The following is a 23,850-nucleotide window of genomic DNA, read 5'->3' on the forward strand; positions in this document are numbered from 1 at the left end:
ATCTTGCATTTGCACAAACTTGAAAAGGTTTGGCTATTAATAGGTATAGGTACGCTTGTGATGTTTTTAACAATCGTGGGCATCAGTGCATTTGCACAAGGTCATCATCCGCCGAGTGATCTGACCACATTGGATCCGCAAAAAGTCGATACGACAGAGCCGTTTAATCAACCAGGCTTAAAGAAAATTGGAGACAACGAATACGAACTTGTTATAGTTTCTCAAGCTTTTGCCTTTATGCCGAATGACATAAAAATACCGGAGGGAGCAAAAGTTCATATTATCGTGACAAGCAAAGATGTTGTTCATGGCCTTGAAATCGTTGGCACAAATGTCAACATGATGGTGACCCCGGGACATGTGAATTCGCTTACACATACATTCCATAAACCCGGCAGCTATTTAATAATTTGCAACGAATATTGCGGTACTGGGCACCAAATGATGAGCACGAAAATTGAGGTGACAAAAGCATGAAAAATACAGCGCTTCACCCAAACGATGGAAAGCTGGCGCTCGCCCATATTGCAGTTGGTTATATTGCATTGTTTTTAGGAGCGATTGCCGGGTTATTGCAGGCTTTTGTTAGAAGCGGAACGCTTGAGCTTCCGGCAGGGATCGGGTATTATCAGCTTTTGACTGCTCATGGCGTTTTGTTGGCACTTGTTTTTACAACATTTTTTATCATTGGTTTTTTATATGCTTCCATGAGTCGGACGACAGGTGATTTAACTCCGTTTGCCAAAAAGTCGGCTTGGATCGGCTTTTGGCTTATGACGATTGGAACAGCGATTACAACGGTTATGATCTTATTAAATAAAGCGACCGTTCTATACACTTTTTATGCACCACTTAAAGCATCGCCATGGTTTTATATCGGTCTGACGCTTGTTGTAGTCGGCAGCTGGGTAAGCGGAGCTGGCATGTTTAGCCAATACGCTGTCTGGAAAAAGAAAAATGAAGGAAAGCCGTCTCCTCTATTAAGCTTTATGGCAGTTGCCACAATGATTTTATGGATCATAGCAACATTGGGCGTAGCAGTAACGGTATTATTCCAGTTTATTCCTTGGTCCTTCGGGTTAGTCGATAAAATCAATGTGCTGTTAAGCAGAACACTTTTTTGGTATTTCGGCCATCCATTAGTGTATTTCTGGTTATTGCCTGCCTATATGTGCTGGTACGTCATCATTCCAAAAATAATAGGCGGGAAAATTTTCAGCGATTCGCTTGCAAGACTGGCGTTTGTACTGTTTGTTCTTTTTTCCATCCCAGTCGGCTTCCATCATCAAATACTAGAGTCTGGGATCACTCCGTTTTGGAAGTTTTTGCAAATTGTGTTGACGTTTATGGTCATTGTTCCATCTTTAATGACAGCTTTCGCTTTGTTTGCAACATTTGAAATAAGCGGAAGAGAAAAAGGGGCTAGCGGACTGTTTGGCTGGGTGAAAAAGCTTCCGTGGACAGATGTTCGCTTTTTTGCACCGTTTATGGGAATGCTCGTTTTTATTCCTGGCGGAGCAGGCGGAATCATTAATGCAAGTAACCAAATGAACCAAGTCGTTCATAACACTTTATGGGTAACAGGACATTTCCATTTAACAGTGGCCACCACTGTAGCGTTGACGTTTTTTGGTATTTCCTATTGGTTGGTTCCTCATTTAACAGGCAGAACGTTAACACCGCGATTAAATAAATTAGGGATCATTCAAACCGTTTTCTGGTGCATCGGTATGTTCCTAATGTCAGGAGCCATGCATACAGTTGGTCTGTTTGGAGCTCCTCGGCGGACCGCTTATACAACATATGGAGACCATCCGCAGGCGTTGGAATGGATGTCTTATCAAACTATCATGGCGGTTGGCGGAGCCATCTTATTCGTTGCCATTTTGATGATTCTTTATATTGTTATAAATTTGGCAGTGGCTGCTCCAAAAGGAACGGAAGAATTTCCAGTTGGTGAAGTTCATGAAGATGCGGAAAAAACGCCATTGCTTCTAGAAAATTGGAAAATTTGGATCGGTCTGTCTGTTGTGCTAATTGTAATCGCTTATACAGTACCGGTCATCGATATCATTGAAAATGCACCAAGTTCACCGGGATTTAAATTCTGGTAGAAGAAACTGGGCGTGGAATTTTCACGCCCGGTTTTTTTTATTGCTATGGATGCGGAAAATGCCCTAGATGAAATGGGGGAGGTAATCGGAAATTTTTTCTGAATCTCGATTATACGTTTTAAGTCGAAGGGAAAAAAAGCTTTATTGGCCGTTTTTGAAATTTAAGTGCTTTTATTTATATAAGTAAGATCGAAATGAAAATAAAAGCTCATAGAAAAGCTGAATAACCTTGCTTCATTAAAGAAGCAAGGCTGCTTAGACTTCTGTCCTGCTTAGACTTCTGTCTATTTGACAAGGAAGCTAGACAAGGGCAGGGCGCTGTTCAAGAAATTATAAAGCGTCTTGCAGCATTCCTACCGGCCTCTCTCTGTCTAGCGTTTTTCTTATCTTGGTGGATAAGAAGCGAGACTTTGAGGGGATGTATATACGATTTCCTCATCGAAAGTGACGTAATTCAAAAAAACCATCAGCAATAAATATCGCCTTCCTGTTTGCGGGTCGCTTAAAATGAGATGATCTCTTCCGGCAGCTTCAATGACGCCGCGAAATACTTTCGCCGGCCATTCAGGATTGTTTTCAAAGGTCATGTATACGGTGGCCAATTTCCCTTTATTTAAGCGCAAAATGTTTTCGACATAGGATTCTTCAAGCGGAAGCATTCCGGGTACAGCTTGACCGCTGGTGCCGCTTGGTTGAGCTGAGGGAGGGGCGCCGATAACAGACCCGCTGGGCGCGTAAAATCCGTACGGATAGGTTGGCTGTACAGGAGTAACTGCAGGAACTGGATACCCCTGCTGCTGCCGTTGGTTCTGTTTTTTGTTGCTCATGTTCAACCTCCTAAAATCTGTATACGCTTGGGCAAGCAGATTGTGCAGGAAAATAAAAACAATGGGATTTATATCGACCTGAGTTATATTGGTTATACCATGTAGCAGGGCAATCGCCATATGGCTTAAAAAACCACAAAGCGGTTTCTGCAGGATTGTAGCGGTTTCCTCTCAAAACTTTTCTTGCTAAGTCTATTTCATTTTGCCTTGCAGCCTGATAAAAATATCCTTTCTGCGTGGCTTCAAAGCCTCCAGGACTTTGGAACACCATACTGCGAACGGTGCGTATATCCCTAAAGTCTAAACAATCTGCAAGGACACGGTTGACACCGACATTGCCTACTAGAAGCATGCCTAAATCTCCGTCTCCTTCTGCTTCAGCTCTCATCAATCTGGCCAATAGCTTTACATCTTCTTCAGTATGTGGGAATTACAGCCATTTTTTCACCTGCCTTTTTTTAAAAGACATTGCCTAAATAGTAATCTTTCATTCCAATGTATGACGACGAAGTCTTTTTTATGACATTCGGAAAAATTCCCATTCCGACATCATTTGTTCTGTAAAAGAAAAAAAGAAGCTTATAAAGTATGAGGGGCTGTCTAATAATAAGTCGATTTTCCGGCTTATAGACGTCTCTTTAATGTTTTAGAAACGCTGATATATCAATGCTTATGATATTTTATTTTCAGTGGATTTTAACTTTCTGGACAGCCCCATATTTTGAGAAGTGGCATGAATGGCAGCATATGTATTCATCCATGGCGCTTGGCATGGTGCATGGTGTTGGGAAAAGTCACCCCATTGCTTGAAAAAGCCGGACACACCGTTTATGCGATTGATTTACCCGGTCACGGTTCAGATCAGACACCAATTTCACAAGTTTCGCTAAAGAGCTATACTGACAAAGCATGTTCCATTTTAGATGATGCTGAAGAATCGGTTTACCTTGTCGGGCATAGTATGGGAGGTATCGTTGTCTCGCAGAGCGCAGAATACAGATTTGAAAAAGTTAAGGCACTCATATATGTAAGCGCTTTTTTGCAGGAGAAGCTATGACAGATATAATTCCTGCTATATAGAAGCTCAAGTCTCATCTAATATGATTTTATTTGAAGAAGAAGGTGTTGCTGCCTTGAGAGAGGAAAGCTTACCAGGATGTTTTTTATGAGGGCTGTGACGACGCTGATGCGGACACAGCGAAATCACTTCTAAATCCTTAAGCACTAAATGTTCTTTCAACGAAATTAAGCCTTACAGAGGAAAATTCGGCAGTGTTCCAAAATACTATATTGAATGTCTGCACGTCAACGCCATTACCATCCAGTGTCAATGGGCAATGTATTCAGCTAATCCATGTGAGCATGTGTAACTTTGGATACAGACCATTCGCCATTTTACTCAAGACCAAATGAGTTAGCAGCGATATTGCGATAATTCATGAGAACCATTAAATAAAATAGGACTAGAAAATTCATTTGCCGCAAGAGAAAAACTCAATTTCATAGAGTATCTCTAGGCGCAGCTCCGGGTATGAAGCTTGCCTTTCAAATTCGGCTGCGCCTGCGCATGACAAGCTTTCTCGCCCATTCTTTCCATTGAAATTTTTCTTCAAATCTCCCGTACTTTTATTTTTTGCATGTGAAGAAAGAGATAAATCGTGATTTATTACACTTCCTGTATAGCATGACATTTTTTCTTGCACATTAAGCATGCAGCTAGATTGCTTGCTTACTATTGGTAGGTCTTCAGCAGAAAAAACCAGTACTGAAAGCAGTACTGGTTTATACATGTAAAAATGCTGCAATTTTTTCAGGATGTAAAATGTTTCCGACAAAGAAGGAGCCAAATTCGCCGTATCTGGCGCTTACTTCATCAAAACGCATTTCATATACGAGCTTTTTAAACTGCAAAACATCATCAGAGAAGAGCGTGACGCCCCATTCCCAGTCATCAAATCCGACAGAACCGGTAATAATTTGTTTTACTTTATCTCCGTACTTGCGGCCGATAAGTCCGTGGCTTCTCATGAGGCTCCGGCGCTCTTCCATCGGCAGCATATACCAATTGTCATTGCCTTGACGGCGTTTATCCATCGGATAGAAGCAAACATATTTTGATTTCGGCAAAATAGGATATAGTCTAGATCGGATATATGGATTTTGATACGGATCTTCATCATTTCCGCCGCCTACGTAGCTGCTCAATTCCACAACGGAAACATATGAATAGGCTGGGCTTGTATATTCAGCCAGTTTTGTTTTATTAAATTCCGTTTCAATTTCATTCAATTCTTCCATCGTTGGCCGGAGAATCATGATCATCAAATCTGCTTTTTGTCCAACGATCGTATATAAAGCGTGGCTGCCTTGTTGGTCTTTTTCCACTGCACTCCATTTTTCTAACAAATTCAGAAATTCATGAATAGCTTCCTGGCGTTCATCGCTAGATAAAGTTTTCCAAGCGCTCCAATCGATCGAGCGGAAATCGTGCAAACAATACCAACCATCGAGCGTTTCAACGGCTTCATTTGAACGAACTTCTTCACTCATTTTCGTCACCTCTCATATTGGCTATGTACAAGTTTACTATACCACAGTTTAGGGGAGAATATCCGGGTAAAACAGTATGACAATTATGTGACAGAAAAAAGTGCTGTTGAAAGCGCTATGATGAAATTTTTCATTTTAAATTTAAGAGCAGGTGGGGTATGCTAAAAGTGAATGGAACAATTCATGTTAAAAGAATGTTTTAAGATTAAGGAGGCTGACTTTGTTTTGGCAGACATTTTTGCAGCATTGAAAAATAAAATATCGGGAAAAAATATTAAAATTGTTTTTCCTGAAGGATTGGATGAGCGAATTTTAACAGCAGTTTCCCGATTAACAGAGGAAAATTTGTTACAGCCCATTTTAATTGGGGATGAAACAGAAATTGAAGAAAAAGCAAAGAGTTTAAATATTTCTGTTGCAGGTGCAAAAATATATAATCCTGCCAATTACAGTGGAATAGAAGAGCTTGTTCAAAGCTTTGTTGAACGCCGCAATGGAAAGGTGACAGAAGAAGAAGCACGGAAGCTTCTTTTGGATGAAAATTATTTTGGCACGATGCTTGTTTATAAAGGGGAAGCGGACGGGCTTGTGAGCGGTGCTGCACATTCAACCGCAGATACAGTGCGGCCGGCTCTTCAAATCATTAAAACGAAACAAAACGTGAAAAAAACATCAGGCGTATTCGTCATGGTTCGTGGTGAGGAAAAATATATATTTGCTGATTGCGCGATCAACATCGCTCCAACCAGTCAGGAGTTAGCAGAGATCGCTATTGAAAGCGCGAAAACGGCAAAAATGTTTGATATCGACCCTCGCGTTGCTATGCTCAGCTTCTCGACAAAAGGTTCAGCAACATCCCCGGAAACAGAAAAAGTGGCAAAAGCAGTTGAATTGGCAAAAGAAATGGCTCCGGACTTAATATTGGACGGAGAGTTTCAATTTGATGCAGCTTTCGTGCCGTCTGTTGCGGAAAAGAAAGCGCCGGGATCTGTAATTAAAGGCGATGCCAATGTATTTATATTCCCGAGCCTTGAAGCTGGAAACATCGGCTATAAAATTGCACAGAGACTTGGAAACTTTGAAGCGATCGGACCGATTCTCCAAGGATTGAATGCTCCAGTGAACGATCTTTCTCGCGGCTGCAACGTTGAAGATGTATATAAATTAGCGATAATCACAGCCCTTCAGGCGCTTGCATAAACAAAAAGCAGGGAATTTTCCATCAAAAATTCCCTGCTTTTCACATTTTTTGCTGAATCAACAACCCTTCCGCTTCTAAACAGAAAGGCTTTGCTTTAATTCATCGCTTGAGCGCTCCCACATGCCTTCATCATGGTTTCGAAGAAAATCGGAAAGAACTTTTTTCGAGCTTTCATCCATGTGGTCGACAATGATGTTCCGTTTTAGCGATTTATCCATGCGGTTTACGTGTTCAGGCAATGATTTATAACCTCGTCTTGCCTCGCGATCAACAGTCATATAACAGGCAGCAACCCCGGCATAATATGGCCCATCTTCTTTTCTGTCAATTGTTACCCATACAAGCCAATACGGTTTTCCGTTCGGAACGTCTTCTTTCACATGAGTAAATTTAATGCCGCGTTCTACCTGGCTCCTTGCATGCATTGCGCCGATATCTACAAATGCCGTTTTTTCCTCGATGTCAATGAAGACAGGGGAAACATTTTCCAGGCTAAGGGTGCCTGCTCCAAAGCCGCGATGGCCGTCAGTTGGATCGTTTTTAATAATTTGGAACTCGACCTTTTTCTTTTTTTCTGTCATGTAAACATCCCTCCTTTAAAAGAACGGTTGTAAAACGAAATGAAAAAGAGTGATAACGGCTCGGCTTCCCCAATTAAATATCGGATGAATAATATATTGATCCAAAGGGGTGATAACAATAATTAAAAAAATAAGCACTCCGTAATTTTCATATTGAGTAAGCTTGGCGCGGATGTCCGGCGGGGCTAAATCTTCAATGATGCGATAACCGTCAAGCGGCGGAAACGGCAATAAATTAAAGATAAACAACATAATATTTAATGATATAAGAATATTAAAAAATTGTTCAACCATTCTGGCTCCATCATAAGATAAGCCAGCAAATAATCCAAACGAAAAGAAAAAGTTCAGAAGCAAAAAAGCGAGAAAGGCAATGAATAAATTGCTCAATGGACCAGCAACAGATACTAATACCCCGGATAAGCGGGGATTTTTAAAATAGAAACGATTCACCGGAACGGGTTTTGCCCAACCAAACCCTGCCAAAAATATTAAAAGAGTACCGATCGGATCTAAATGGGAGATCGGATTAAGGGTCAGCCTCCCTTGATTTTTCGCTGTCGGATCTCCGAACTTATAGGCAACAAATGCATGTGAAAATTCATGGATAGTGAAGCCGACGATCAAAGCAATAATGACAAACGGTATAACTTCTAAATCGTAATATAAAAACGGCAAAAATGCGCCCTCCTATTCTAACAATTTCCTTTGCTTACAGTATACTATAAAAAGGTTGAAATACATAAAAAGGATTTTCTTCATTTTTTTAGGGGAAAATTCAGCTGATTTTTGCACTGAATTTGTGATCTTGCAATCGTTGAATAAATTGATAAGCTTCCTCCACTTCCTCATCCGTATAACGCTGCTTTTTTTTGAGCGTGAATACTTTTTCCTTCACTTCTTCCTTGTCCAAATGATCAAAATATAAAATGGTTGATACAAGTTCTAAAAAACGTGCTGATTGGGCGTTTAATTCATTTATGCAATTCTGCAATTCGGGCATGTCCAAATCGTAATGGCTTAAAAATTCCTGTCCCGACTTTGTAAGGGAATATTTGTATTGATAATAGCCGCCTTTTTTTTCTTTTACTTCATTGATAAAGCCCATGTTGCAAAGCTCTTCAATGCGAAGCGTCAGCTCTTCTGAATACGGCCCGTAAAAATGGAATTCGTATTTTTCATAAAAGGGATAATTAAGTTTTTTTGCTATAAATATAATTTTTTGCAGTTTTTTTCGTCCGATGATCTCTTTCGAAGCGGACAGCACTTTCATTAATTTTGCGTGTTCGGTTAACACACCCTTCATCTCCTCACCTACAGAATAAATCCATCTTTGTCAGTTAGCTGCAAAATTTCTAAAATTTGTTTTTTCAAGTTTCGTTTCTCCGAGAAATCTTTTAAAAAATCAAGAGGAAAATATAATTTATGATCCGTTCTCCGCTTTCCGGTAATGGCGTCCACAATTTCCGACTCTCTTGAAAGCTCCCGTATTTCCCCGTTTGGCATGAGCAAATGGATCGGCAGCCGTTCTTCTTCCTCGCCCGGTCGGTAAAAATCGTACGGAAGATCTGAAGACGAGTCGACAACAAGATAATATTCCGGATCAATGCCTGCTTTTTTGAACAAATTCGTTAGTTCAATCAGCTTCATCAATTGTTCATTGGACGGTTGAAACTCCACATATTTAAACAGGCGCCTGTTTATAAATCTGTTGCACAGATCGCTTAAAATCGGATCCTTTTCCTTTTGCCATTCTTGGAAATAATAAAGGATGATGGATTCGTCTAATTTTAAATAATCTTCGACTGTAACATCTCCTTTGAAAATCGAATAAAAATGGACTGGATCTGCTTGGAATGAATAATTATTTTCATACAGAGCTTTTGCTCGATGGAGAATTTTGGACAAAATGACTTCAGCGCTTCTCGTTACTGGATGAAAATATACTTGCCAGTACATTTGATATCGGCTCATAATATAATCTTCGACAGCATGCATGCCGCTGTATTTAATGACGACTTGATCCTCTCTCGGCCTCATCACACGCAAAATGCGTTCCATGTCAAAATGGCCGTACTGAACGCCTGTGTAAAAAGCATCTCGTTGCAAATAATCCATTCGGTCGGCGTCAATTTGGCTGGAAATTAAGCTGATAACCTGCTTATTTTTGTATGTTTTCGCAATGACCTCTGCCACTTTTTTCGGGAATTCCGCCCCTGCATTTGAGAGAACGCGGTTTATTTCTGTATTTCCTAAAATAATGGCTTGGGTAAAATCTTCGTGATCCAGATGGAAGACCTTTTCAAACGAATGAGAAAAGGGACCGTGTCCGACATCGTGCAAAAGGGCAGCGCATAAGCTTAGCAACCTCTCATCTTCGTTCCATTCCGGTCTCCCGCGAAATACGTCATCAACAATTCGGCGGACGATCTCATAAACGCCTAATGAGTGGTTGAATCGGCTATGCTCCGCACCGTGAAAAGTTAAAAAAGTTGTCCCGAGCTGGCGGATGCGGCGCAGCCGTTGAAACTCTTTTGTCCCGATCAAATCCCAAATGATTTTATCGCGAACGTGGATGTAACGGTGAACCGGGTCTTTAAAAACTTTTTCTTCTGGCAGCTTTTCACTTGCATAGGTCATTTTCTTCCCTCTTCCGTTTTGACATGATTATATTATAACTTGTTTAAATTCAGGTGAACACCTCGTTTTTCAAAGTGCGATTCTAAACAGGCACAAAGGAAAATCGGGTCCATGTCGTTCAACAACCTTAAATAAAAAACCGCCTCAGGAAGCATTCATTCCTTAAAAGGCGGTTTCTTATTTTTTAAGCTTTGCTTTCACTTTTTCTATTAACTCTTCTTCCGTTAACGCAGCGACCGGACGGTTGTTCACAAATACAAACGTTTTCTTTCTTCCGGGCCCGCAGTACGATTGGCAGCCGATTTCAATTTTAGCATCGGGATCCAAATTCTTTAATTTCGGAATAAGCGATTTTAAATTTGGCGCTTTACAATCGTCGCATACACGGAACTCATTTGCCATCCTTTTGAACAATCCTTTCTTCATGAATAAGCACTATCGGGTAGTATACCTTGTCTGTTTTTTGAAATCAAGTACAGCGCTTTTCTGTAAAAATCTACTATCCTTGTATATATTTTTAATCTTTTGGAAAAAATGATGCTAGAACAAATAGTATTATTCAAGAATAAGGGAGTTGAGAGTGAATGAAAACAAGACAGGATGCTTGGACAGAAGAAAACGATCTGCTATTAGCAGAAACCGTTTTGCGGCATGTCCGTGAAGGAAGCACGCAATTAAACGCTTTTGAAGAAGTTGGTGATAAGCTGAACCGCACGTCGGCCGCCTGTGGCTTCCGCTGGAACGCCGTTGTGCGCCATAAGTATGAAAAAGCTTTGCAGCTTGCAAAAAAACAGAGAAAGCAGAAAATGAGAGCACTTGGGAAAGGCCAGACTGCAAAGAAGCGATTGCTTTATACGCCGCCTGAAGCGTCGCCTGGTGATTTTACTGAAGTAAATGCGGTGCAAAATTCAAAGAATTATAATCATCCAGAGCTTGCAGCCAATTCAAAAGTAGAGCTGACAATGGATAGCGTAATTGAATTTTTAAGAACTTACCAAGGGAACAGCGAACATATCGAGGCTTTGCAGCAAGAAAACGAGCGTTTGAAAAAAGAAAATGAAGAACTGATTAAGAAAAACGAAGAGTTGGAGAAGAAGGTTGCCAAGCTTGAGGAAGAATCGAAAACAGTTCAAGAAGACTATGAAACACTTATGAAGATTATGAACCGCGCTCGAAAGCTAGTTCTCTTTGAGGAAGAAGAACGTCCGACAACAACGTTTAAAATGGATCGAAACGGCAATCTAGAAAAAATGGCGGAATAGCGGAAGACGCTCCGCCTGCGTTTTTTAAAGGACAAAGGGCGGCAGCCTGATCTTATTCGATATTTTGAATAATAGCCATACAAAAAATAAAAAGGGATTGCGGCATTATCCGCAACATACTAAAGAGTAGCAAGCATTCGCTAGCTACTTTCAATCAAACATACAAAATCAAGTAGAGAAACGATTTGTTTTTCTCTGCTTGATTTATTTTTTAGGCACTTAATTAGTGTTTTATTGCTGGATAAAAAGGTCAAACACAAACCCGTAATCTTTTAAATTGTATTGCTTTTTCGCATTCATCAGCCAATTGAACGCAACATCGTTAATTTCTTTAAATTGCTCGGAAATATTGCTTTCATTTATGCGGTTGTTGGTGAAAACAGAGGCGGCCATTTGCAGGCTTTGTTTTGCATACTCCATATAATTGTCATGATCGTTTGAAATTTCTTCTATTTTAATCAACGCTTTATACAAATCTTTTAGCTCTTCTAGATGTTTTTTATGAACATCAATGGAAAAAGGCGTGTTTCCAATTTGGAATTTGATTTCTACATCTAAATCAATAGTCCCTGCCGTTTCAAGCAAAACGTTTGAAATGCGGTGGGCATAGTAGTCATACCGCTTTAAAGTTCGTTTTTTGCTGACAGCGCTTGTGCCGTCAACGTGGATTAACGCTTTGTTTGTGAAACAATACTCGTCGGTTTTCGACTTAATGAGGAAGTAGATTTTTTCCCCATCCTCATGCATGACATAATCATCCGCGTCCACTTTATCATAATCCTCCGGCTTGATCACCGTGCCGATATCACTTAATCCTAAAACATCAGAAGCTACTTTTTTAAACATAACATTCTCCCTTCCCGATTTACATATTAGGCAAAAATTTTTCATTCCGCTCTATCATTCTTATGAAGTTTGCTTCATACAATTCCAGTTCAAAGTCGGTTAAATTGGAGGAATAAATGCGGCCGCTCAAATGTTGTAAAGCTGCAAAAAGGTCGTGCACCACATCCTGGACGGTTAACTTCACCTTTAATAATTCATGTAAAGACGCCATCGTGCTCGGATTTACGTTTGGGAACTTGAAATGTTCGGCTTCTCCTTTTGCCGCCTTGTCATAAAACTGTTTAATCACGTTTGCGCGCGCTGCTCCGCTTCCTGTGATGCATAAATAAATTTGAACCGCTACGCCTTTCTTAAGACGGCGCTGAGAAATGCCGGCAAATTTTTTGCCGTGAATGCTGAGATCGTAGCTCCCGGGACAATATGAACCGACAATTTCTCCTGCTTCGACTTCTGCACCATACGGTTTCAAGATGAAACAGATTAAATCCTTCATCGCATCATAACCGCGGTTAATGTCAATTCCTTTTTCCTTTTCCGGTAAAATGATCGATACGTTTAAAATCCCTTCATCCAAAACAACAGCCAACCCGCCGGAATTTCGAACGATGACTTTATATCCTTGTTTTTTTAAAAAATCTACTCCATCTTTTAAAAACGGGGCTCTTGTATCTTGAATGCCGAGAACAATCGTATCATGATGCACCCAAGTGCGGACTGTCGCGGGGGACATACCGCTCCCGACTGTCGTGCACAACGTATCATCGTAAGCGAATGATTGCTTGGCATCAAAAAAGAGTCCTAAGCTTGAATGATCGATGATTCTCCATTCCGGCTGTTTTAATAATTCGTTCATTGCTGTGATAATCCTTTCAGTCGTGTGTTTTTAAGCATGAAAAGGATAGTAGAAATCGGCTATTTCGTTTATGTTTCCTCAGATTTTTCGCTGAAGCTTTCGAAAAATATAAGAGCTGTAACATAAATATAATCGGTCGATTTCTACAAGGACTGGCCTCTTGTTATGACATCTGAAATATATATCGTCCTTTTTTATAGTATATCATAGGAGCTGCATCTTCTTTGAAAAATAAATAAGGGCTTGCGTCAAGACTATGCGCAAACCCTTATTTTGCCTATATGTCTAAAACCACGGCATGAGCCTTCTCCATAATGGTTCATCCTTTTTTTTCCGCCCGCTGTTTTTCGGCTCTTCCATATTGTCGAGGTGCTCCATGCAATATTTTGTTGGTTCCGTGCCTTTCACATAATACGCAAGGCGGGAGACGGGACATTCTTTCGTCGCTAAAAGCCCGTTTTCCGGATTGACATAAACGCCGACAACTCCTTCAGGCGGCTTAAATTGTTTTACAGGTTCATGTTTCAACGCTTCTTCCATAAAGCCGGCCCAAATTTTTTTCGAATAGGCTCGTTCCTCGACCATGTCAATCGTCTTTCCTTTGTCATAACCTGTCCATACACCTGCTACGAGCTGCGGGGCAAATCCGATCATCCAGCTGTCAGTCTTTGTCGTCCCGGATTTCCCAGCAAAAGGCCTTGATAGTTGATCGATAATGTTTTCCCCTGTAACAGTTGTATAACTGTTTAGCTTTCGATCAAACATGCCGGTCATTAAATGTGCGGTGATAAAGGCTGTTTGTTCATTTAAAATTTGCTCCTTTTCAACATTTGCCTCATATAAGACTTTTCCATTTTTATCAATGATTTTACGGACAAATATCGGTTTTATTTTTTGACCGCCGTTCGCTAAAATGCCGTAAGCGTTCATGAGATCGAGCGGCCTTACGGGAGAAGTTCCTAAAGCTAGCGACGGAACCATTTTAAAATTTTCTCCGATTCCAAAAAGCTTTCCCATTTTTATTAATTGATCCATACCGATAAACATATGGGTTTTAACAGCATAAATATTGTCGGACAAAGCAAGGGCTTCTATTAATGTAATTTCATCATTTGCGTAGTAGCCATTGTAGTTGCCCGGGGAATATGTGTTTGTTCCATTTTGAAAATGGAACGTTGTCGGCTCGCTTTTCAGCGTTGTGGACGGCGTAAATCCATTTTCCAAGGCTGCATAATATAGAAACGGCTTAATCGTTGAACCAGGCTGACGTTTTGCCTGAGTCATGCGGTTAAAAGGGCTCTCTTTATAATTCCGTCCGCCGATTAGAGCTTTTACCTCGCCTGTTTTCGGATCGATTGCCGAGAAGGCAACTTGGATATCCGAGTCTTTCCTCATGACTTTTTCTACGGTCGATTCAGCAATTTTTTGCAGATTTGGATCAAGAGTAGTAAAAATTTTCAGACCGGCTGTTTCAATTAATTGGTGGTCCTGCAATATTTCTTTTACTTCTTTCATAACCTCATCTTGAAAATAGGGGGCAAACTTTTCTGTTTTGGTGTTTTCGTTCGTTTTGAACGTTAATTTTTCCTTTGCAGCCAGTTCACTTTCTTTTTTTGTAATTAATCCTTGTTTGACCATTGTCTGCAAAATCATCTCTTGTCTTTTTTTTGATAAATCATAGTTCACCATCGGTGAATAGGAGTACGGTCCTTTCGGAATGCCGGCAAGTAGAGCGGCTTCGGCGAGCGTCAAGTCCTTTGCCTTTTTGCCGAAGTAATAACGGGAGGCCGCCTCGGCCCCGTAGGCTCCGTGTCCATAATATATAGTATTTAAATAGCCTTCTAAAATTTTTTCTTTCGAGTAGTTCATCTCGAGCCGAATGGTATAAAAAGCTTCTGTCATTTTCCGAGCCCACGTTTTTTCAAATCCAAGATATAAATTTCTTGCGTATTGCTGGGTGATTGTGCTGGCTCCCTGCACCTTTGCCATCGCTTTGAGATCGGCAACGGCAGCACCTGCTATTCGTTTAAAATCAAAACCGTGATGATCATAAAAATTTTTGTCCTCAATAGCGATTGTCGCATTGATTAAATAGGGTGAAATTTCATCAAGTTCCACCCAAAAACGGCGGCCGCCGTGATGCTCCTCACCGATTTTCGTTCCGTTGCTTGCGTACAATACAGTTGATTGCGGCACAACAATGGAAGGAGCGCCTTGTACTTTAGCCGCAATCAAAACAACCGCAATACAAATAGCTGCCGCAGCAAAAACAAAAAAATGAATAAAAAATAATGCCCGGATTGTTTTGATGGTAAGACGAATGCCTTTTGGCGTCATCGCTTCCATTTCCATCACCTCTTAAGCCCGTTCGTTTTGTTATTCAGTATGAGGTGATTCGCAAGTTTTTAAACTTCCACCTATGAAAAATGAAATTTATTCTTTGCAATTTTGATAGATTCCACTATACTTTTTTTGAGGTTTACGTGTTGTCTGTTCAAATTAGGGAAAGATATTGGAAAAACATATGAAAGGAAGATTAAATCTTGGGAGGACTTTGGTATACAGAAAAACAGACAGAACATTTCGGGATTACGATGAAAATTAAACGCACTTTACATACAGAACAGACCGAATTCCAAAAATTGGAGGTAGTGGAGACAGAAGAATTCGGCAACATGCTTTTCTTGGATGGAATGGTAATGACATCGCAAAAAGACGAATTTGTCTACCATGAAATGATGGCCCATGTACCGTTGTTTACTCATCCGAAGCCAGAATATGTGCTAGTTGTCGGAGGAGGAGACGGAGGCGTTATCCGTGAAGTGCTGAAGCATCCAAGTGTAAAAAAAGTAACACTTGCAGAAATTGACGGCAAAGTGATCGAGTATTCAAAAAAATACTTGCCGGAAATTGCCGGAAAACTAGATGATCCACGCGTTGAAGTGAAAGTTGGCGACGGCTTTATGCACATTGCACAAAGCGAAAATCAATATGACTGCATTATGGTTGATTCAACCGAGCCTGTCGGTCCTGCGGTCAACCTCTTTACAAAAGGGTTTTATGCAGGAATATCCAAAGCTTTGAAGGAGGACGGCGTTTTTGTCGCGCAAACGGATAATCCTTGGTTTAAGGCAGATTTGATAAAAAATGTCTATCATGATGTGAAAGAGATTTTCCCGATTACAAGGCTATATACTGCAAACATCCCGACATATCCTAGCGGGCTGTGGACGTTCACGATCGGATCGAAGAAATATGATCCAATTGAGGTAAGTGACGATCGTTTCTTTGACTTGGATTCTAAATATTACACGAAAGAAATTCATAAAGCTGCATTCGCTTTACCGAAGTTTGTTTCCGAAATAATTAAATAGCCTTTAGGAAAGCTGAACATAAAGCGAATAGCATGATACAGTTTAAGCAAGAGGGATCAGCCTCTTGCTTTTTCAGACAGGAGGGTGATGTCCATGCGATTTGATGAAGCTTATTCAGGAAATGTTTTTATTAGAAGCCATCCAAGCTTTGAGGAAAGTGAAGCAGTTATTTATGGAATGCCGATGGATTGGACAGTCAGCTACCGGCCAGGCTCCCGTTTCGGTCCGGCCCGCATTCGGGAGGTTTCCATCGGATTGGAAGAATACAGTCCTTATTTAGATCGTGAGCTTGGGGACGTAAAATATTTTGATGCAGGCGATATTCCTCTTCCGTTTGGAAATGCAAAGCGGAGCATTGAGTTGATTGAAGAGTTTGTGGACAAAATTTTAAAAGCGGATAAATTTCCTCTCGGAATTGGAGGAGAGCACCTTGTAACATGGCCTGTCATTAAAGCGATGCATAAAAAATATCCAAATTTAGCGGTCATTCATATCGATGCGCATACAGATTTGCGCGAGCATTATGAAGGCGAGCCTCTGTCTCATGCCACTCCGATCCGGAAAGCAAGCGATTTGATTGGCCCGGAAAATATTTTTTCATTCGGCATCCGATCTGGGATGAAGGAGGAGTTTGAATGGGCGAAAGAGGCTGGACTTTACATTGCCAAATTTGAAGTGCTCGAGCCGCTCAAAAAGATTCTTCCGAAACTTTCACAAAGACCTGTATATGTTACGATTGACATCGATGTGCTGGATCCTGCTCACGCGCCGGGAACCGGAACAGTCGATGCTGGCGGCATTACATCAAAAGAGCTGCTTGCTTCTATACATGAAATTGCCCGTTCTGATGTGAAAGTTGTCGGCGCTGATTTAGTTGAAGTCGCACCTGTATATGACCATTCAGAACAAACAGCGAATACAGCGAGCAAATTGATTCGCGAAATGTTATTAGGCTGGGTGGCAAAAAGAAAGTAAAGTCATTTTTCTGCCATAGTGCTTCTGCTATGGCTTTTTATTATTCAAAAGCTGAACAGCTTGGATCGAGCGTCAAGCGGCAGGAAGGCCAATATAAAGCTTTTAACAGCAAATGATTTCCACTAAAATATAGAATAAATCCCTAAAAAGGATGATATAAAGACATGCGCGTACCTGTTCAAATTTATGTTCAAAATAAGATTTATCAAAATCAAACAGAAGAAGAGCGGATTGAATTTTATACAACCGGGGAATTTTTCAAAAAGCAGCACACTTTTTATTTGGTTTATGATGAGATTCAAGATGATGAAACCGTTAAGACGTTAATCAAAATCAGCGAAAAGGAAACGACTCTCATACGTTCCGGGGGCATTCGCTTAAGACAGCGCTTCAAGCAGGGACAAAAAACGTATGCCAATTATGAAACACCGTACGGGACGCTGAAGCTCGCAGCAGAGACAAAATCGCTTATCTGGCATACAGATGAAGAAAAACATGGTACACTTAGCATAGAATATTTGCTCGAAATAAATGGAGATACCCCTCGTTTACACAGTTTAAGCATTCAATTTAAGAAGGAGGAGCATTGAATGAACATTGTAGATGAAGTAAAGGAACAGCTGAAACAAGAAATAAAAAATGCTGTATTGAAAGCAAACATCGCAGAAGAGGAGCAAATTCCGGAAGTTATTTTAGAGGTGCCGAAAGAAAAAGCACACGGCGATTACTCAACAAACATGGCCATGCAGCTTGCTCGCATAGCTAAAAAAGCGCCTCGGGCGATTGCAGAGGAAATTGTTCAACATTTTGATCGAGCGAAAGCATCCATTGAAAAAATTGATATTGCTGGTCCGGGCTTTATTAATTTTTTCATGAATAATGAATATTTAACTAAGTTGATTCCAGCCATTATTCAAGCGGGTGACAAATACGGCGAATCAAATGTTGGGGAAGGTAAGAAAATCCAAGTGGAGTTCGTTTCTGCAAACCCGACGGGAGATCTTCACTTAGGGCATGCGCGCGGAGCAGCATTCGGCGACTCTCTTTGCAACATTTTAGAAAAAGCGGGGTATGATGTAACCCGGGAATATTATATTAATGACGCGGGAAATCAGATTCACAATTTAGCTCTGTCCGTAGAGGCAAGATATTTAGAAGCGCTTGGCAAAGAAGCGGAAATGCCTGAAGACGGATACTATGGACAAGATATTATTGAAATCGGAAAAAAAATTGCTGATGAATATGGCGACAGTCTGCTTGAAAAAAGCGAAGAAGAACGGCTGCAATTTTTCCGTGACCTCGGTCTGAAATATGAGCTTGAGAAAATTAAAAAAGACCTTGAAGAATTTCGCGTTTCCTTCGATGTTTGGTATTCTGAGACATCCCTATACAAAAGCGGCAAAATTGATGAGGCGCTCGACATGCTTCGGAAAAACGGCCACATTTATGAACAAGACGGGGCAACATGGTTCCGCTCTACTGCATTTGGCGATGATAAAGACAGAGTGTTGATTAAGAAGGATGGGTCTTATACGTATTTAACACCAGATATTGCTTATCATAAAGATAAATTGGATCGCGGCTTTGATAAGCTGATAAACATTTGGGGCGCGGATCATCATGGCTATATACCGAGAATGAAAGCAGCCATTCAGGCGCTGGGGTATGATCAAAATATTCTTGAAGTGGAAATTATGCAAATGGTCAGTCTCTTTAAAAACGGCGAAAAAGTGAAAATGTCAAAACGTACTGGCAAGGCTGTCACGATGAGAGAATTGATCGAAGAAGTCGGCTTGGATGCCGTTCGTTACTTTTTTGCTATGAGAAGCGGCGACTCGCATATGGATTTTGACTTGGATTTGGCTGTATCGGAATCAAATGAAAATCCTGTTTATTACGCACAATACGCTCATGCGCGTGTATGCAGCATTCTCCGCCAAGGAAACGAGCAAGGCCTGTCTTACAACGCAAACGAAAGCGATCTTTTGAATGAAATTCAATCTGAGAAAGAAATAGAGCTGTTAAAAAAGCTTGGTGAATTCCCTGGCGTTGTCGCTGAAGCCGCAGAGAAAAGAATTCCGCATCGGATTACGAATTACATTTTTGAGCTGGCATCTGTGCTACACAGCTTCTACAATGCAGAAAAAGTGCTTGATGCAAGCAATGAAATGAAATCTAAGGCGCGGCTTGCTCTTATGAAAGCAACGCAAATCACGCTGAAAAATGCCCTTACCTTAATTGGCGTATCCGCTCCTGAAAAAATGTAACGAATTTAGATGTGGGAAATGATTCGAGTAAAAGGGAAATAGGAATGCTTTCCGATTTCAACCTAATCGCACCTCATTTTCTAGGATGTTAAAACGAAGAGAGCAGAAAAAGCCTTTTTTCAACAAGTTATTGTGTGAAAAAGGGCTTTTTGCTTTTTTGTTTGCATATATTTGAAGGAGACATGCTATTTATTTTCCGACAGCTGTGCTGTTTGTTGAGTTATAACCCCTTTTGTATTTTGTTTATTATAGGGAAGAGCTTATTCATTTTTTGCTGTATTAAACAGGATCCATCATACTGCTTTTTGAAATGAGGCTGAACCAGCTGAGACTATGGAAAAGCAGACAATGAAAAAAGCGAAAAACAAAAAGCGCGATCCAAAAGTAAATTGCAGGCTCTATTGCTAGGTCAAGAGAGTTTTCCACAGCGATGTGAATGCTGTTTGAGTTGTTCAGCAAACGCCCGGCAGTCGTTGCAGAGATTATTGGTCGCTTAGTTATATTGAAAACTAACATCCTCATAAATCATTTTGAAAAACCCCGTTCTTTTGCAGAAATGTCATTAACTGTTTTCGGCCGCGGAAAATTTTTGTTTTCACCGTATTTTTAGGCAAATTCATCTGCTGGGCAATTTCTGTATAGGATAATCCCTGCTGCCGCAATAGAATAATCTTTTTTGTATTAGGATCCATTTCGTTTAATGCATTTTGCACGTATTCAATCATTTGTTTTAATAAGGCCTCGGATTCGGGATTCCACTCTGAGCAGTTGTGAAAAATTGCTTCTTGCTGCAGATGGTTTAGCAAATGATTGTTTCGTTGAATTTTTCGAAGATGGTCGGTGGCTGTATTTTTTGAGACAGTCGTAATCCAAGCGCTGATATTGGTAGGCATATCATTCGTTTGAAAATATATATATATTTTAATACAAACTTCTTGGACGATATCATCAACAAGAGATTCGTTTTTCACAGTCCTTTTGACAGTTTTTTTTATTTGATGATGGTGTTGTTTAATGAGCCCGACAATGTCAGTCGTATCCATTTTTCCGGCACTCCTCTAGCAAAATTAACAAATAAATTTTGGAATTTGTTCAATATTTTAGAAATAAATAACTGTCATTATATACGAAACAAAGGAAAAATGGTTCCGATTTTCAACGATTTGGTGAATTGACTGAACGTTCATTCATTATATAATATAATTAAGAAACGTCCGAAATTTCAGTCAAATACAACAGGGGGATTTTATGAATGGGGGAGAATAATGAATACACTATTATGGATTAATTTTTTTGCGTTTTTGCTTGTAACCGTTTACGCAGTGTATTTGTTTATTTATTTAATTCAAACTAGAATTGCTTATATCAAACTTGGAAAAAAAGAAGAATTCGACGGGAAGGTAAAAGAACGTTTCGAACGGATTTGGGTCAATGTGTTCGGACAGAAAAAACTATTAAAAGACAAGAAAATGGGCTGGGTTCATGTTATTTTTTTCTACGGCTTTATTCTTGTCCAATTCGGTGCGATTGATTTCATTTTAAAAGGGCTGATTCCGGGGAGCCATTTGCCTTTCGGACCGTTGTACCCGATTTTCACCTTTTTCCAAGAAATTGTTACCCTCCTTATTTTAGTAGCGGTAGTTGCTGCTTTTTACCGGCGATACATTGAAAAGCTTGTCCGTTTAAAACGAGGGTTTAAATCCGGACTTGTCCTTATTTTTATCAGCGGATTAATGCTGTCTGTACTGCTTGGAAACGGTATGTACATGATTTGGAGGGGATATGAACGAAGCTTTAGTGAACCTGTTGCCTCATCGGCTGCTTTCCTGCTGGGCTTTGTCGGTGAAACAGGCGCCGCTGTTATTTTTTACGTTTTTTGGTGGGTGCACCTGCTCATTTTGCTCACATTTTTAGTGTATGTCCCTCAGTCTAAACATGCCCATTTAATTGCAGGACCTGCCAATGTTTTTTTAAGTCGTTTGTCAAATCCAGGGAAGTTGGAGAAAATTGATTTTGAAGACGAAACTCAAACATCATATGGAGTCGGAAAAATTGAAGATTTCCGGCAAACGCAGCTTCTCGATTTGTACGCCTGTGTTGAATGCGGACGGTGTACAAATATGTGTCCGGCGACTGGTACTGGAAAAATGCTTTCGCCGATGGATTTAATCATAAAGCTTCGGGATCATTTAACAAATAAAGGGGCTGCCATCACTTCCAAGTCCCCTTGGGTGCCTGCCTTTGCATTTCAAAATACGATAGGAAATCAGTTGGCTCTTCAGTCGCTGCAAAAGGGAACAGGTGAAGCGGCGGCGGCTCTCGACTACAATCCAAGCCTCATCGGGGAGGTCATTTCAGAGGAAGAAATATGGGCATGTACGACGTGCCGGAATTGTGAAGACCAATGTCCAGTAATGAACGAACATGTCGATAAAATCATTGACCTGCGCCGCTACCTTGTATTAACAGAAGGAAAAATGAATCCGGATGCGCAGCGGGCGATGCAAAACATTGAGCGGCAAGGAAATCCGTGGGGCCTAAACCGCAAAGATAAGGAAAATTGGCGCAAATCACAAGAAGATGTCTACGTGCCAACGGTGAAGGAATTGAAAAAGCAAGGCGAGGAGTTTGAATATTTATTCTGGGTCGGTTCCATGGGATCATTTGATAATCGCAGCCAAAAAATCGCTTTATCGTTTGCTAAACTTTTGAACGAAGCAGGTGTGAAATTTGCTATATTAGGAAATAAAGAGAAAAATTCAGGTGACACACCGAGGCGCCTCGGCAATGAGTTTTTATTTCAAGAGCTTGCTGCAAGCAACATAGCCGAATTTGAAAAATATAATGTGAAGAAAATTGTTACAATCGACCCGCATGCTTACAACATATTTAAAAATGAATATCCGGATTTCGGTTTTGAAGCCGAAGTATACCATCATACAGAACTTTTAGCAAAACTGTTGAAAGAAAAGAAGCTCGTTCCGAAATATGAAGTGAATGAAACGATTACTTTCCACGATTCTTGTTATCTTGGAAGATACAACGAAATTTATGATCCACCCCGTGAAATTTTGGCATCCATTCCAGGTGTAAAAGTTGTTGAAATGGAACGGAATCGGGAAACGGGCATGTGCTGTGGAGCCGGCGGCGGTCTTATGTGGATGGAGGAAGACACGGGAGTGCGCATCAATGTTGCGCGCACCGAACAAGCATTAGCTGTCAATCCAAGCGTGATCAGCTCCGGATGTCCATATTGTCTAACAATGCTGACAGATGGAACGAAAGCAAAAGAGGTTGAAAATAAAGTGAAAACGTACGATGTAGCGGAGCTGCTGGAAAAAGCTGTTTTTGGCGAATCGAAGGAGCAAGAGCTCATTTCATAAAGATATGATTAGATAGAAAGCAATTTTAAAAGGCGCCACAAGGGCGCCTTAAGATTTTAAAAAATAGAAAGATAGACAATGGAATTTGACGAAAAAATTTAAAATCAAGACACAATACGGTAGCATAAAGTTGTAAAATTTGTTTATAATGAATGGTATGCAAACGTATCATATGGTACATCACTGAAAGGGCGGCATTTCATCATTCGGAATTATATCATGCTTTATTCTATTTTCGTTGCCCTTTCATTTAATAAAGATAGATGAAAGACGAGAAAGGGAGTGCCTGACCTTGAGCTTAACGCAATACTCGCAGGAGCAGCTGAAAGAAATGTCGATGGTGGATATCGCTTACCTTATTCTTTCCGAAAAAAGGCAAGCTATACCGTTTGAGGAATTAATGAAAGAAGTTAGCAGTTTATTAGGGCTTTCGGAGGAAGAAGCGACCGAACGCATTGCACAGTTTTATACGGATTTAAATATAGATGGAAAATTTATTTGCATTGGGGAAAATAGCTGGGGCATTAAGAGCTGGTATCCGCTCGATCAAATTGAAGAAGAAACCCAGCCGACGGTTAAAACGAAGAAGAAAAAAGCGAAGATTGCATACGATGAAGAAGATCTTGACGATTATGAAGACTTGGTTGAAGACGATCTTGACTATGACGATCTTGACGATTATGTGGATGAAGAAGAGATTGATCTTGATGAAGAAGACGATGATTTTGAGGACGAAGAAGATGATGAAAACTTTGATAATGAACTAATTGACGATGATTACGATGTAGAAGATGACGAGTTGGATGCTGATTTCGATCTCGATGAGGAAGAATTGGACGAACAATAATGTCCTAAATTTAAGGGTTGACTTTCATAGTTTTCCTCGCTAATATTTTAATTGGGCTTTAAAAGTACGGAAAACAAATTACAATATGAAAGCTCCCTTTCCGAAAAGGAAGGGAGCTTTCATATTTTTT

At 40.4% G+C, this 23,850-nt stretch carries 24 protein-coding genes; 11 read left to right on the plus strand and 13 right to left on the minus strand.

Features of this window, described 5'->3' with window-relative positions; translation table 11 throughout:
- The first annotated feature begins 3 nt into the window (after positions 1-3).
- Both NSQ61_RS16645 and NSQ61_RS16650 read left to right on the plus strand, forming a co-directional pair.
- Complete coding sequence (locus tag NSQ61_RS16645) at positions 4-477, plus strand: cytochrome c oxidase subunit II (RefSeq protein WP_094244737.1); 474 nt, start codon at positions 4-6, stop codon at positions 475-477.
- Positions 474-2,114 (plus strand): b(o/a)3-type cytochrome-c oxidase subunit 1, encoded by a 1,641-nt coding sequence (locus NSQ61_RS16650; RefSeq protein WP_063389061.1) that lies wholly within the window; start codon positions 474-476, stop codon positions 2,112-2,114. The genes NSQ61_RS16645 and NSQ61_RS16650 overlap by 4 nt, the downstream gene beginning before the upstream one ends.
- Before the next feature lie 383 nt (positions 2,115-2,497).
- On the opposite strand, the gene gerQ is transcribed toward NSQ61_RS16650, so the two are convergent.
- Together gerQ and NSQ61_RS16660 are read right to left on the minus strand one after the other, a co-directional pair.
- Complete coding sequence (gene gerQ, locus NSQ61_RS16655; RefSeq protein ID WP_063389060.1) at positions 2,498-2,941, minus strand: spore coat protein GerQ; 444 nt, start codon at positions 2,939-2,941, stop codon at positions 2,498-2,500.
- A 10-nt stretch (positions 2,942-2,951) separates the two neighbouring features.
- A complete protein-coding gene (locus tag NSQ61_RS16660; RefSeq protein ID WP_066251518.1) occupies positions 2,952-3,329 on the minus strand; it encodes a cell wall hydrolase in 378 nt (125 codons plus the stop codon).
- Between the two features lie 345 nt (positions 3,330-3,674).
- Here NSQ61_RS16660 and NSQ61_RS16665 point away from each other — a divergent pair, with 345 nt between their 5' ends.
- Positions 3,675-3,998, plus strand: coding sequence for an alpha/beta fold hydrolase (locus NSQ61_RS16665; RefSeq protein ID WP_082829609.1), 324 nt, complete (start codon positions 3,675-3,677; stop codon positions 3,996-3,998).
- 415 nt (positions 3,999-4,413) lie between these two features.
- Here the strand turns inward: NSQ61_RS16665 and NSQ61_RS16670 are convergent, their stop codons facing one another.
- A complete protein-coding gene (locus tag NSQ61_RS16670; RefSeq protein ID WP_340807606.1) occupies positions 4,414-4,731 on the minus strand; it encodes a hypothetical protein in 318 nt (105 codons plus the stop codon).
- On the minus strand, positions 4,724-5,491 hold the full coding sequence (gene hemQ, locus NSQ61_RS16675; RefSeq protein ID WP_063389059.1) for a hydrogen peroxide-dependent heme synthase: 768 nt from the start codon (positions 5,489-5,491) through the stop codon (positions 4,724-4,726). Before hemQ ends, NSQ61_RS16670 begins: the two co-directional genes overlap by 8 nt.
- Positions 5,492-5,716: 225 nt before the next feature.
- On the opposite strand from hemQ, the gene pta reads away from it, so the two are divergent.
- Positions 5,717-6,691, plus strand: coding sequence for a phosphate acetyltransferase (gene pta / locus NSQ61_RS16680; RefSeq protein ID WP_327848490.1), 975 nt, complete (start codon positions 5,717-5,719; stop codon positions 6,689-6,691).
- A 75-nt stretch (positions 6,692-6,766) separates the two neighbouring features.
- On the opposite strand, the gene NSQ61_RS16685 is transcribed toward pta, so the two are convergent.
- The 5 genes from NSQ61_RS16685 to NSQ61_RS16705 all read right to left on the minus strand — a co-directional run bounded on the left by NSQ61_RS16685 (position 6,767) and on the right by NSQ61_RS16705 (position 10,315).
- Positions 6,767-7,273, minus strand: a complete 507-nt coding sequence (locus NSQ61_RS16685; protein WP_063389058.1) for a YwhD family protein — start codon at positions 7,271-7,273, stop codon at positions 6,767-6,769.
- Positions 7,274-7,288: 15 nt separating this feature from the next.
- Entirely contained in the window at positions 7,289-7,951 is a 663-nt protein-coding gene (locus tag NSQ61_RS16690) for a site-2 protease family protein (RefSeq protein WP_144597598.1), read from the minus strand.
- A 100-nt stretch (positions 7,952-8,051) separates the two neighbouring features.
- Entirely contained in the window at positions 8,052-8,570 is a 519-nt protein-coding gene (locus NSQ61_RS16695; protein ID WP_063389056.1) for a YwgA family protein, read from the minus strand.
- A 17-nt stretch (positions 8,571-8,587) separates the two neighbouring features.
- A complete protein-coding gene (locus NSQ61_RS16700) occupies positions 8,588-9,913 on the minus strand; it encodes an HD domain-containing protein (RefSeq protein WP_063389055.1) in 1,326 nt (441 codons plus the stop codon).
- 177 nt (positions 9,914-10,090) lie between these two features.
- Entirely contained in the window at positions 10,091-10,315 is a 225-nt protein-coding gene (locus NSQ61_RS16705) for a DUF1450 domain-containing protein (RefSeq protein ID WP_063389054.1), read from the minus strand.
- A gap of 182 nt (positions 10,316-10,497) precedes the next feature.
- On the opposite strand from NSQ61_RS16705, the gene NSQ61_RS16710 reads away from it, so the two are divergent.
- Positions 10,498-11,175: an RsfA family transcriptional regulator gene (locus NSQ61_RS16710; protein ID WP_066251351.1), complete on the plus strand. Its 678-nt coding sequence runs from the start codon at positions 10,498-10,500 to the stop codon at positions 11,173-11,175.
- Between the two features lie 231 nt (positions 11,176-11,406).
- Here NSQ61_RS16710 and NSQ61_RS16715 read toward each other — a convergent pair whose 3' ends face one another.
- The 3 genes from NSQ61_RS16715 to NSQ61_RS16725 form a co-directional block, all read right to left on the minus strand.
- Positions 11,407-12,021 (minus strand): PH domain-containing protein, encoded by a 615-nt coding sequence (locus NSQ61_RS16715; RefSeq protein ID WP_340807610.1) that lies wholly within the window; start codon positions 12,019-12,021, stop codon positions 11,407-11,409.
- Positions 12,022-12,040: 19 nt separating this feature from the next.
- On the minus strand, positions 12,041-12,874 hold the full coding sequence (locus NSQ61_RS16720) for a lipoate--protein ligase family protein (protein ID WP_340807612.1): 834 nt from the start codon (positions 12,872-12,874) through the stop codon (positions 12,041-12,043).
- Positions 12,875-13,159: 285 nt separating this feature from the next.
- Positions 13,160-15,220, minus strand: a complete 2,061-nt coding sequence (locus NSQ61_RS16725; RefSeq protein WP_340807614.1) for a transglycosylase domain-containing protein — start codon at positions 15,218-15,220, stop codon at positions 13,160-13,162.
- Between the two features lie 197 nt (positions 15,221-15,417).
- Between NSQ61_RS16725 and speE the strand changes: the two genes are divergently transcribed.
- The 4 genes from speE to argS all read left to right on the plus strand — a co-directional run bounded on the left by speE (position 15,418) and on the right by argS (position 19,490).
- Positions 15,418-16,248, plus strand: coding sequence for a polyamine aminopropyltransferase (gene speE / locus NSQ61_RS16730; RefSeq protein ID WP_082829608.1), 831 nt, complete (start codon positions 15,418-15,420; stop codon positions 16,246-16,248).
- A 93-nt stretch (positions 16,249-16,341) separates the two neighbouring features.
- Positions 16,342-17,223, plus strand: a complete 882-nt coding sequence (gene speB / locus NSQ61_RS16735) for an agmatinase (protein ID WP_063389049.1) — start codon at positions 16,342-16,344, stop codon at positions 17,221-17,223.
- Between the two features lie 164 nt (positions 17,224-17,387).
- Positions 17,388-17,813 (plus strand): DUF1934 domain-containing protein, encoded by a 426-nt coding sequence (locus NSQ61_RS16740; protein ID WP_340807616.1) that lies wholly within the window; start codon positions 17,388-17,390, stop codon positions 17,811-17,813.
- Positions 17,814-19,490, plus strand: coding sequence for an arginine--tRNA ligase (argS, locus tag NSQ61_RS16745; protein WP_340807619.1), 1,677 nt, complete (start codon positions 17,814-17,816; stop codon positions 19,488-19,490).
- Positions 19,491-20,008: 518 nt separating this feature from the next.
- On the opposite strand, the gene NSQ61_RS16750 is transcribed toward argS, so the two are convergent.
- Positions 20,009-20,533 carry an RNA polymerase sigma factor gene (locus tag NSQ61_RS16750; protein ID WP_063389046.1) on the minus strand — a complete coding sequence of 175 codons (525 nt, stop codon included), beginning with the start codon at positions 20,531-20,533 and terminating at the stop codon, positions 20,009-20,011.
- A 222-nt stretch (positions 20,534-20,755) separates the two neighbouring features.
- Here NSQ61_RS16750 and NSQ61_RS16755 point away from each other — a divergent pair, with 222 nt between their 5' ends.
- Positions 20,756-22,873 carry a (Fe-S)-binding protein gene (locus NSQ61_RS16755; RefSeq protein WP_327873553.1) on the plus strand — a complete coding sequence of 706 codons (2,118 nt, stop codon included), beginning with the start codon at positions 20,756-20,758 and terminating at the stop codon, positions 22,871-22,873.
- Positions 22,874-23,165: 292 nt separating this feature from the next.
- A complete protein-coding gene (rpoE, locus tag NSQ61_RS16760) occupies positions 23,166-23,720 on the plus strand; it encodes a DNA-directed RNA polymerase subunit delta (protein WP_340807622.1) in 555 nt (184 codons plus the stop codon).
- The last annotated feature ends 130 nt before the right edge of the window (positions 23,721-23,850 follow it).

Source organism: Aeribacillus sp. FSL K6-1121, from assembly GCF_038003725.1.
Classification (GTDB): Bacteria; Bacillota; Bacilli; order Bacillales; family Aeribacillaceae; genus Aeribacillus; species Aeribacillus composti.

Bases quoted from the DNA above. Each gene is read 5' to 3' on its own strand.
- NSQ61_RS16650 (WP_063389061.1), top strand. From the start codon at position 474: ATGAAAAATACAGCGCTTCACCCAAACGATGGAAAGCTGGCGCTCGCC.
- gerQ (WP_063389060.1), bottom strand. From the start codon at position 2,941: ATGAGCAACAAAAAACAGAACCAACGGCAGCAGCAGGGGTATCCAGTT.
- NSQ61_RS16660 (WP_066251518.1), bottom strand. From the start codon at position 3,329: ATGAGAGCTGAAGCAGAAGGAGACGGAGATTTAGGCATGCTTCTAGTA.
- NSQ61_RS16665 (WP_082829609.1), top strand. From the start codon at position 3,675: ATGAATGGCAGCATATGTATTCATCCATGGCGCTTGGCATGGTGCATG.
- NSQ61_RS16670 (WP_340807606.1), bottom strand. From the start codon at position 4,731: ATGTATAAACCAGTACTGCTTTCAGTACTGGTTTTTTCTGCTGAAGAC.
- hemQ (WP_063389059.1), bottom strand. From the start codon at position 5,491: ATGAGTGAAGAAGTTCGTTCAAATGAAGCCGTTGAAACGCTCGATGGT.
- NSQ61_RS16685 (WP_063389058.1), bottom strand. From the start codon at position 7,273: ATGACAGAAAAAAAGAAAAAGGTCGAGTTCCAAATTATTAAAAACGAT.
- NSQ61_RS16700 (WP_063389055.1), bottom strand. From the start codon at position 9,913: ATGACCTATGCAAGTGAAAAGCTGCCAGAAGAAAAAGTTTTTAAAGAC.
- NSQ61_RS16705 (WP_063389054.1), bottom strand. From the start codon at position 10,315: ATGGCAAATGAGTTCCGTGTATGCGACGATTGTAAAGCGCCAAATTTA.
- NSQ61_RS16710 (WP_066251351.1), top strand. From the start codon at position 10,498: ATGAAAACAAGACAGGATGCTTGGACAGAAGAAAACGATCTGCTATTA.
- NSQ61_RS16715 (WP_340807610.1), bottom strand. From the start codon at position 12,021: ATGTTTAAAAAAGTAGCTTCTGATGTTTTAGGATTAAGTGATATCGGC.
- NSQ61_RS16720 (WP_340807612.1), bottom strand. From the start codon at position 12,874: ATGAACGAATTATTAAAACAGCCGGAATGGAGAATCATCGATCATTCA.
- NSQ61_RS16725 (WP_340807614.1), bottom strand. From the start codon at position 15,220: ATGGAAGCGATGACGCCAAAAGGCATTCGTCTTACCATCAAAACAATC.
- speB (WP_063389049.1), top strand. From the start codon at position 16,342: ATGCGATTTGATGAAGCTTATTCAGGAAATGTTTTTATTAGAAGCCAT.
- NSQ61_RS16740 (WP_340807616.1), top strand. From the start codon at position 17,388: ATGCGCGTACCTGTTCAAATTTATGTTCAAAATAAGATTTATCAAAAT.
- argS (WP_340807619.1), top strand. From the start codon at position 17,814: ATGAACATTGTAGATGAAGTAAAGGAACAGCTGAAACAAGAAATAAAA.
- NSQ61_RS16750 (WP_063389046.1), bottom strand. From the start codon at position 20,533: ATGGATACGACTGACATTGTCGGGCTCATTAAACAACACCATCATCAA.
- NSQ61_RS16755 (WP_327873553.1), top strand. From the start codon at position 20,756: ATGAATACACTATTATGGATTAATTTTTTTGCGTTTTTGCTTGTAACC.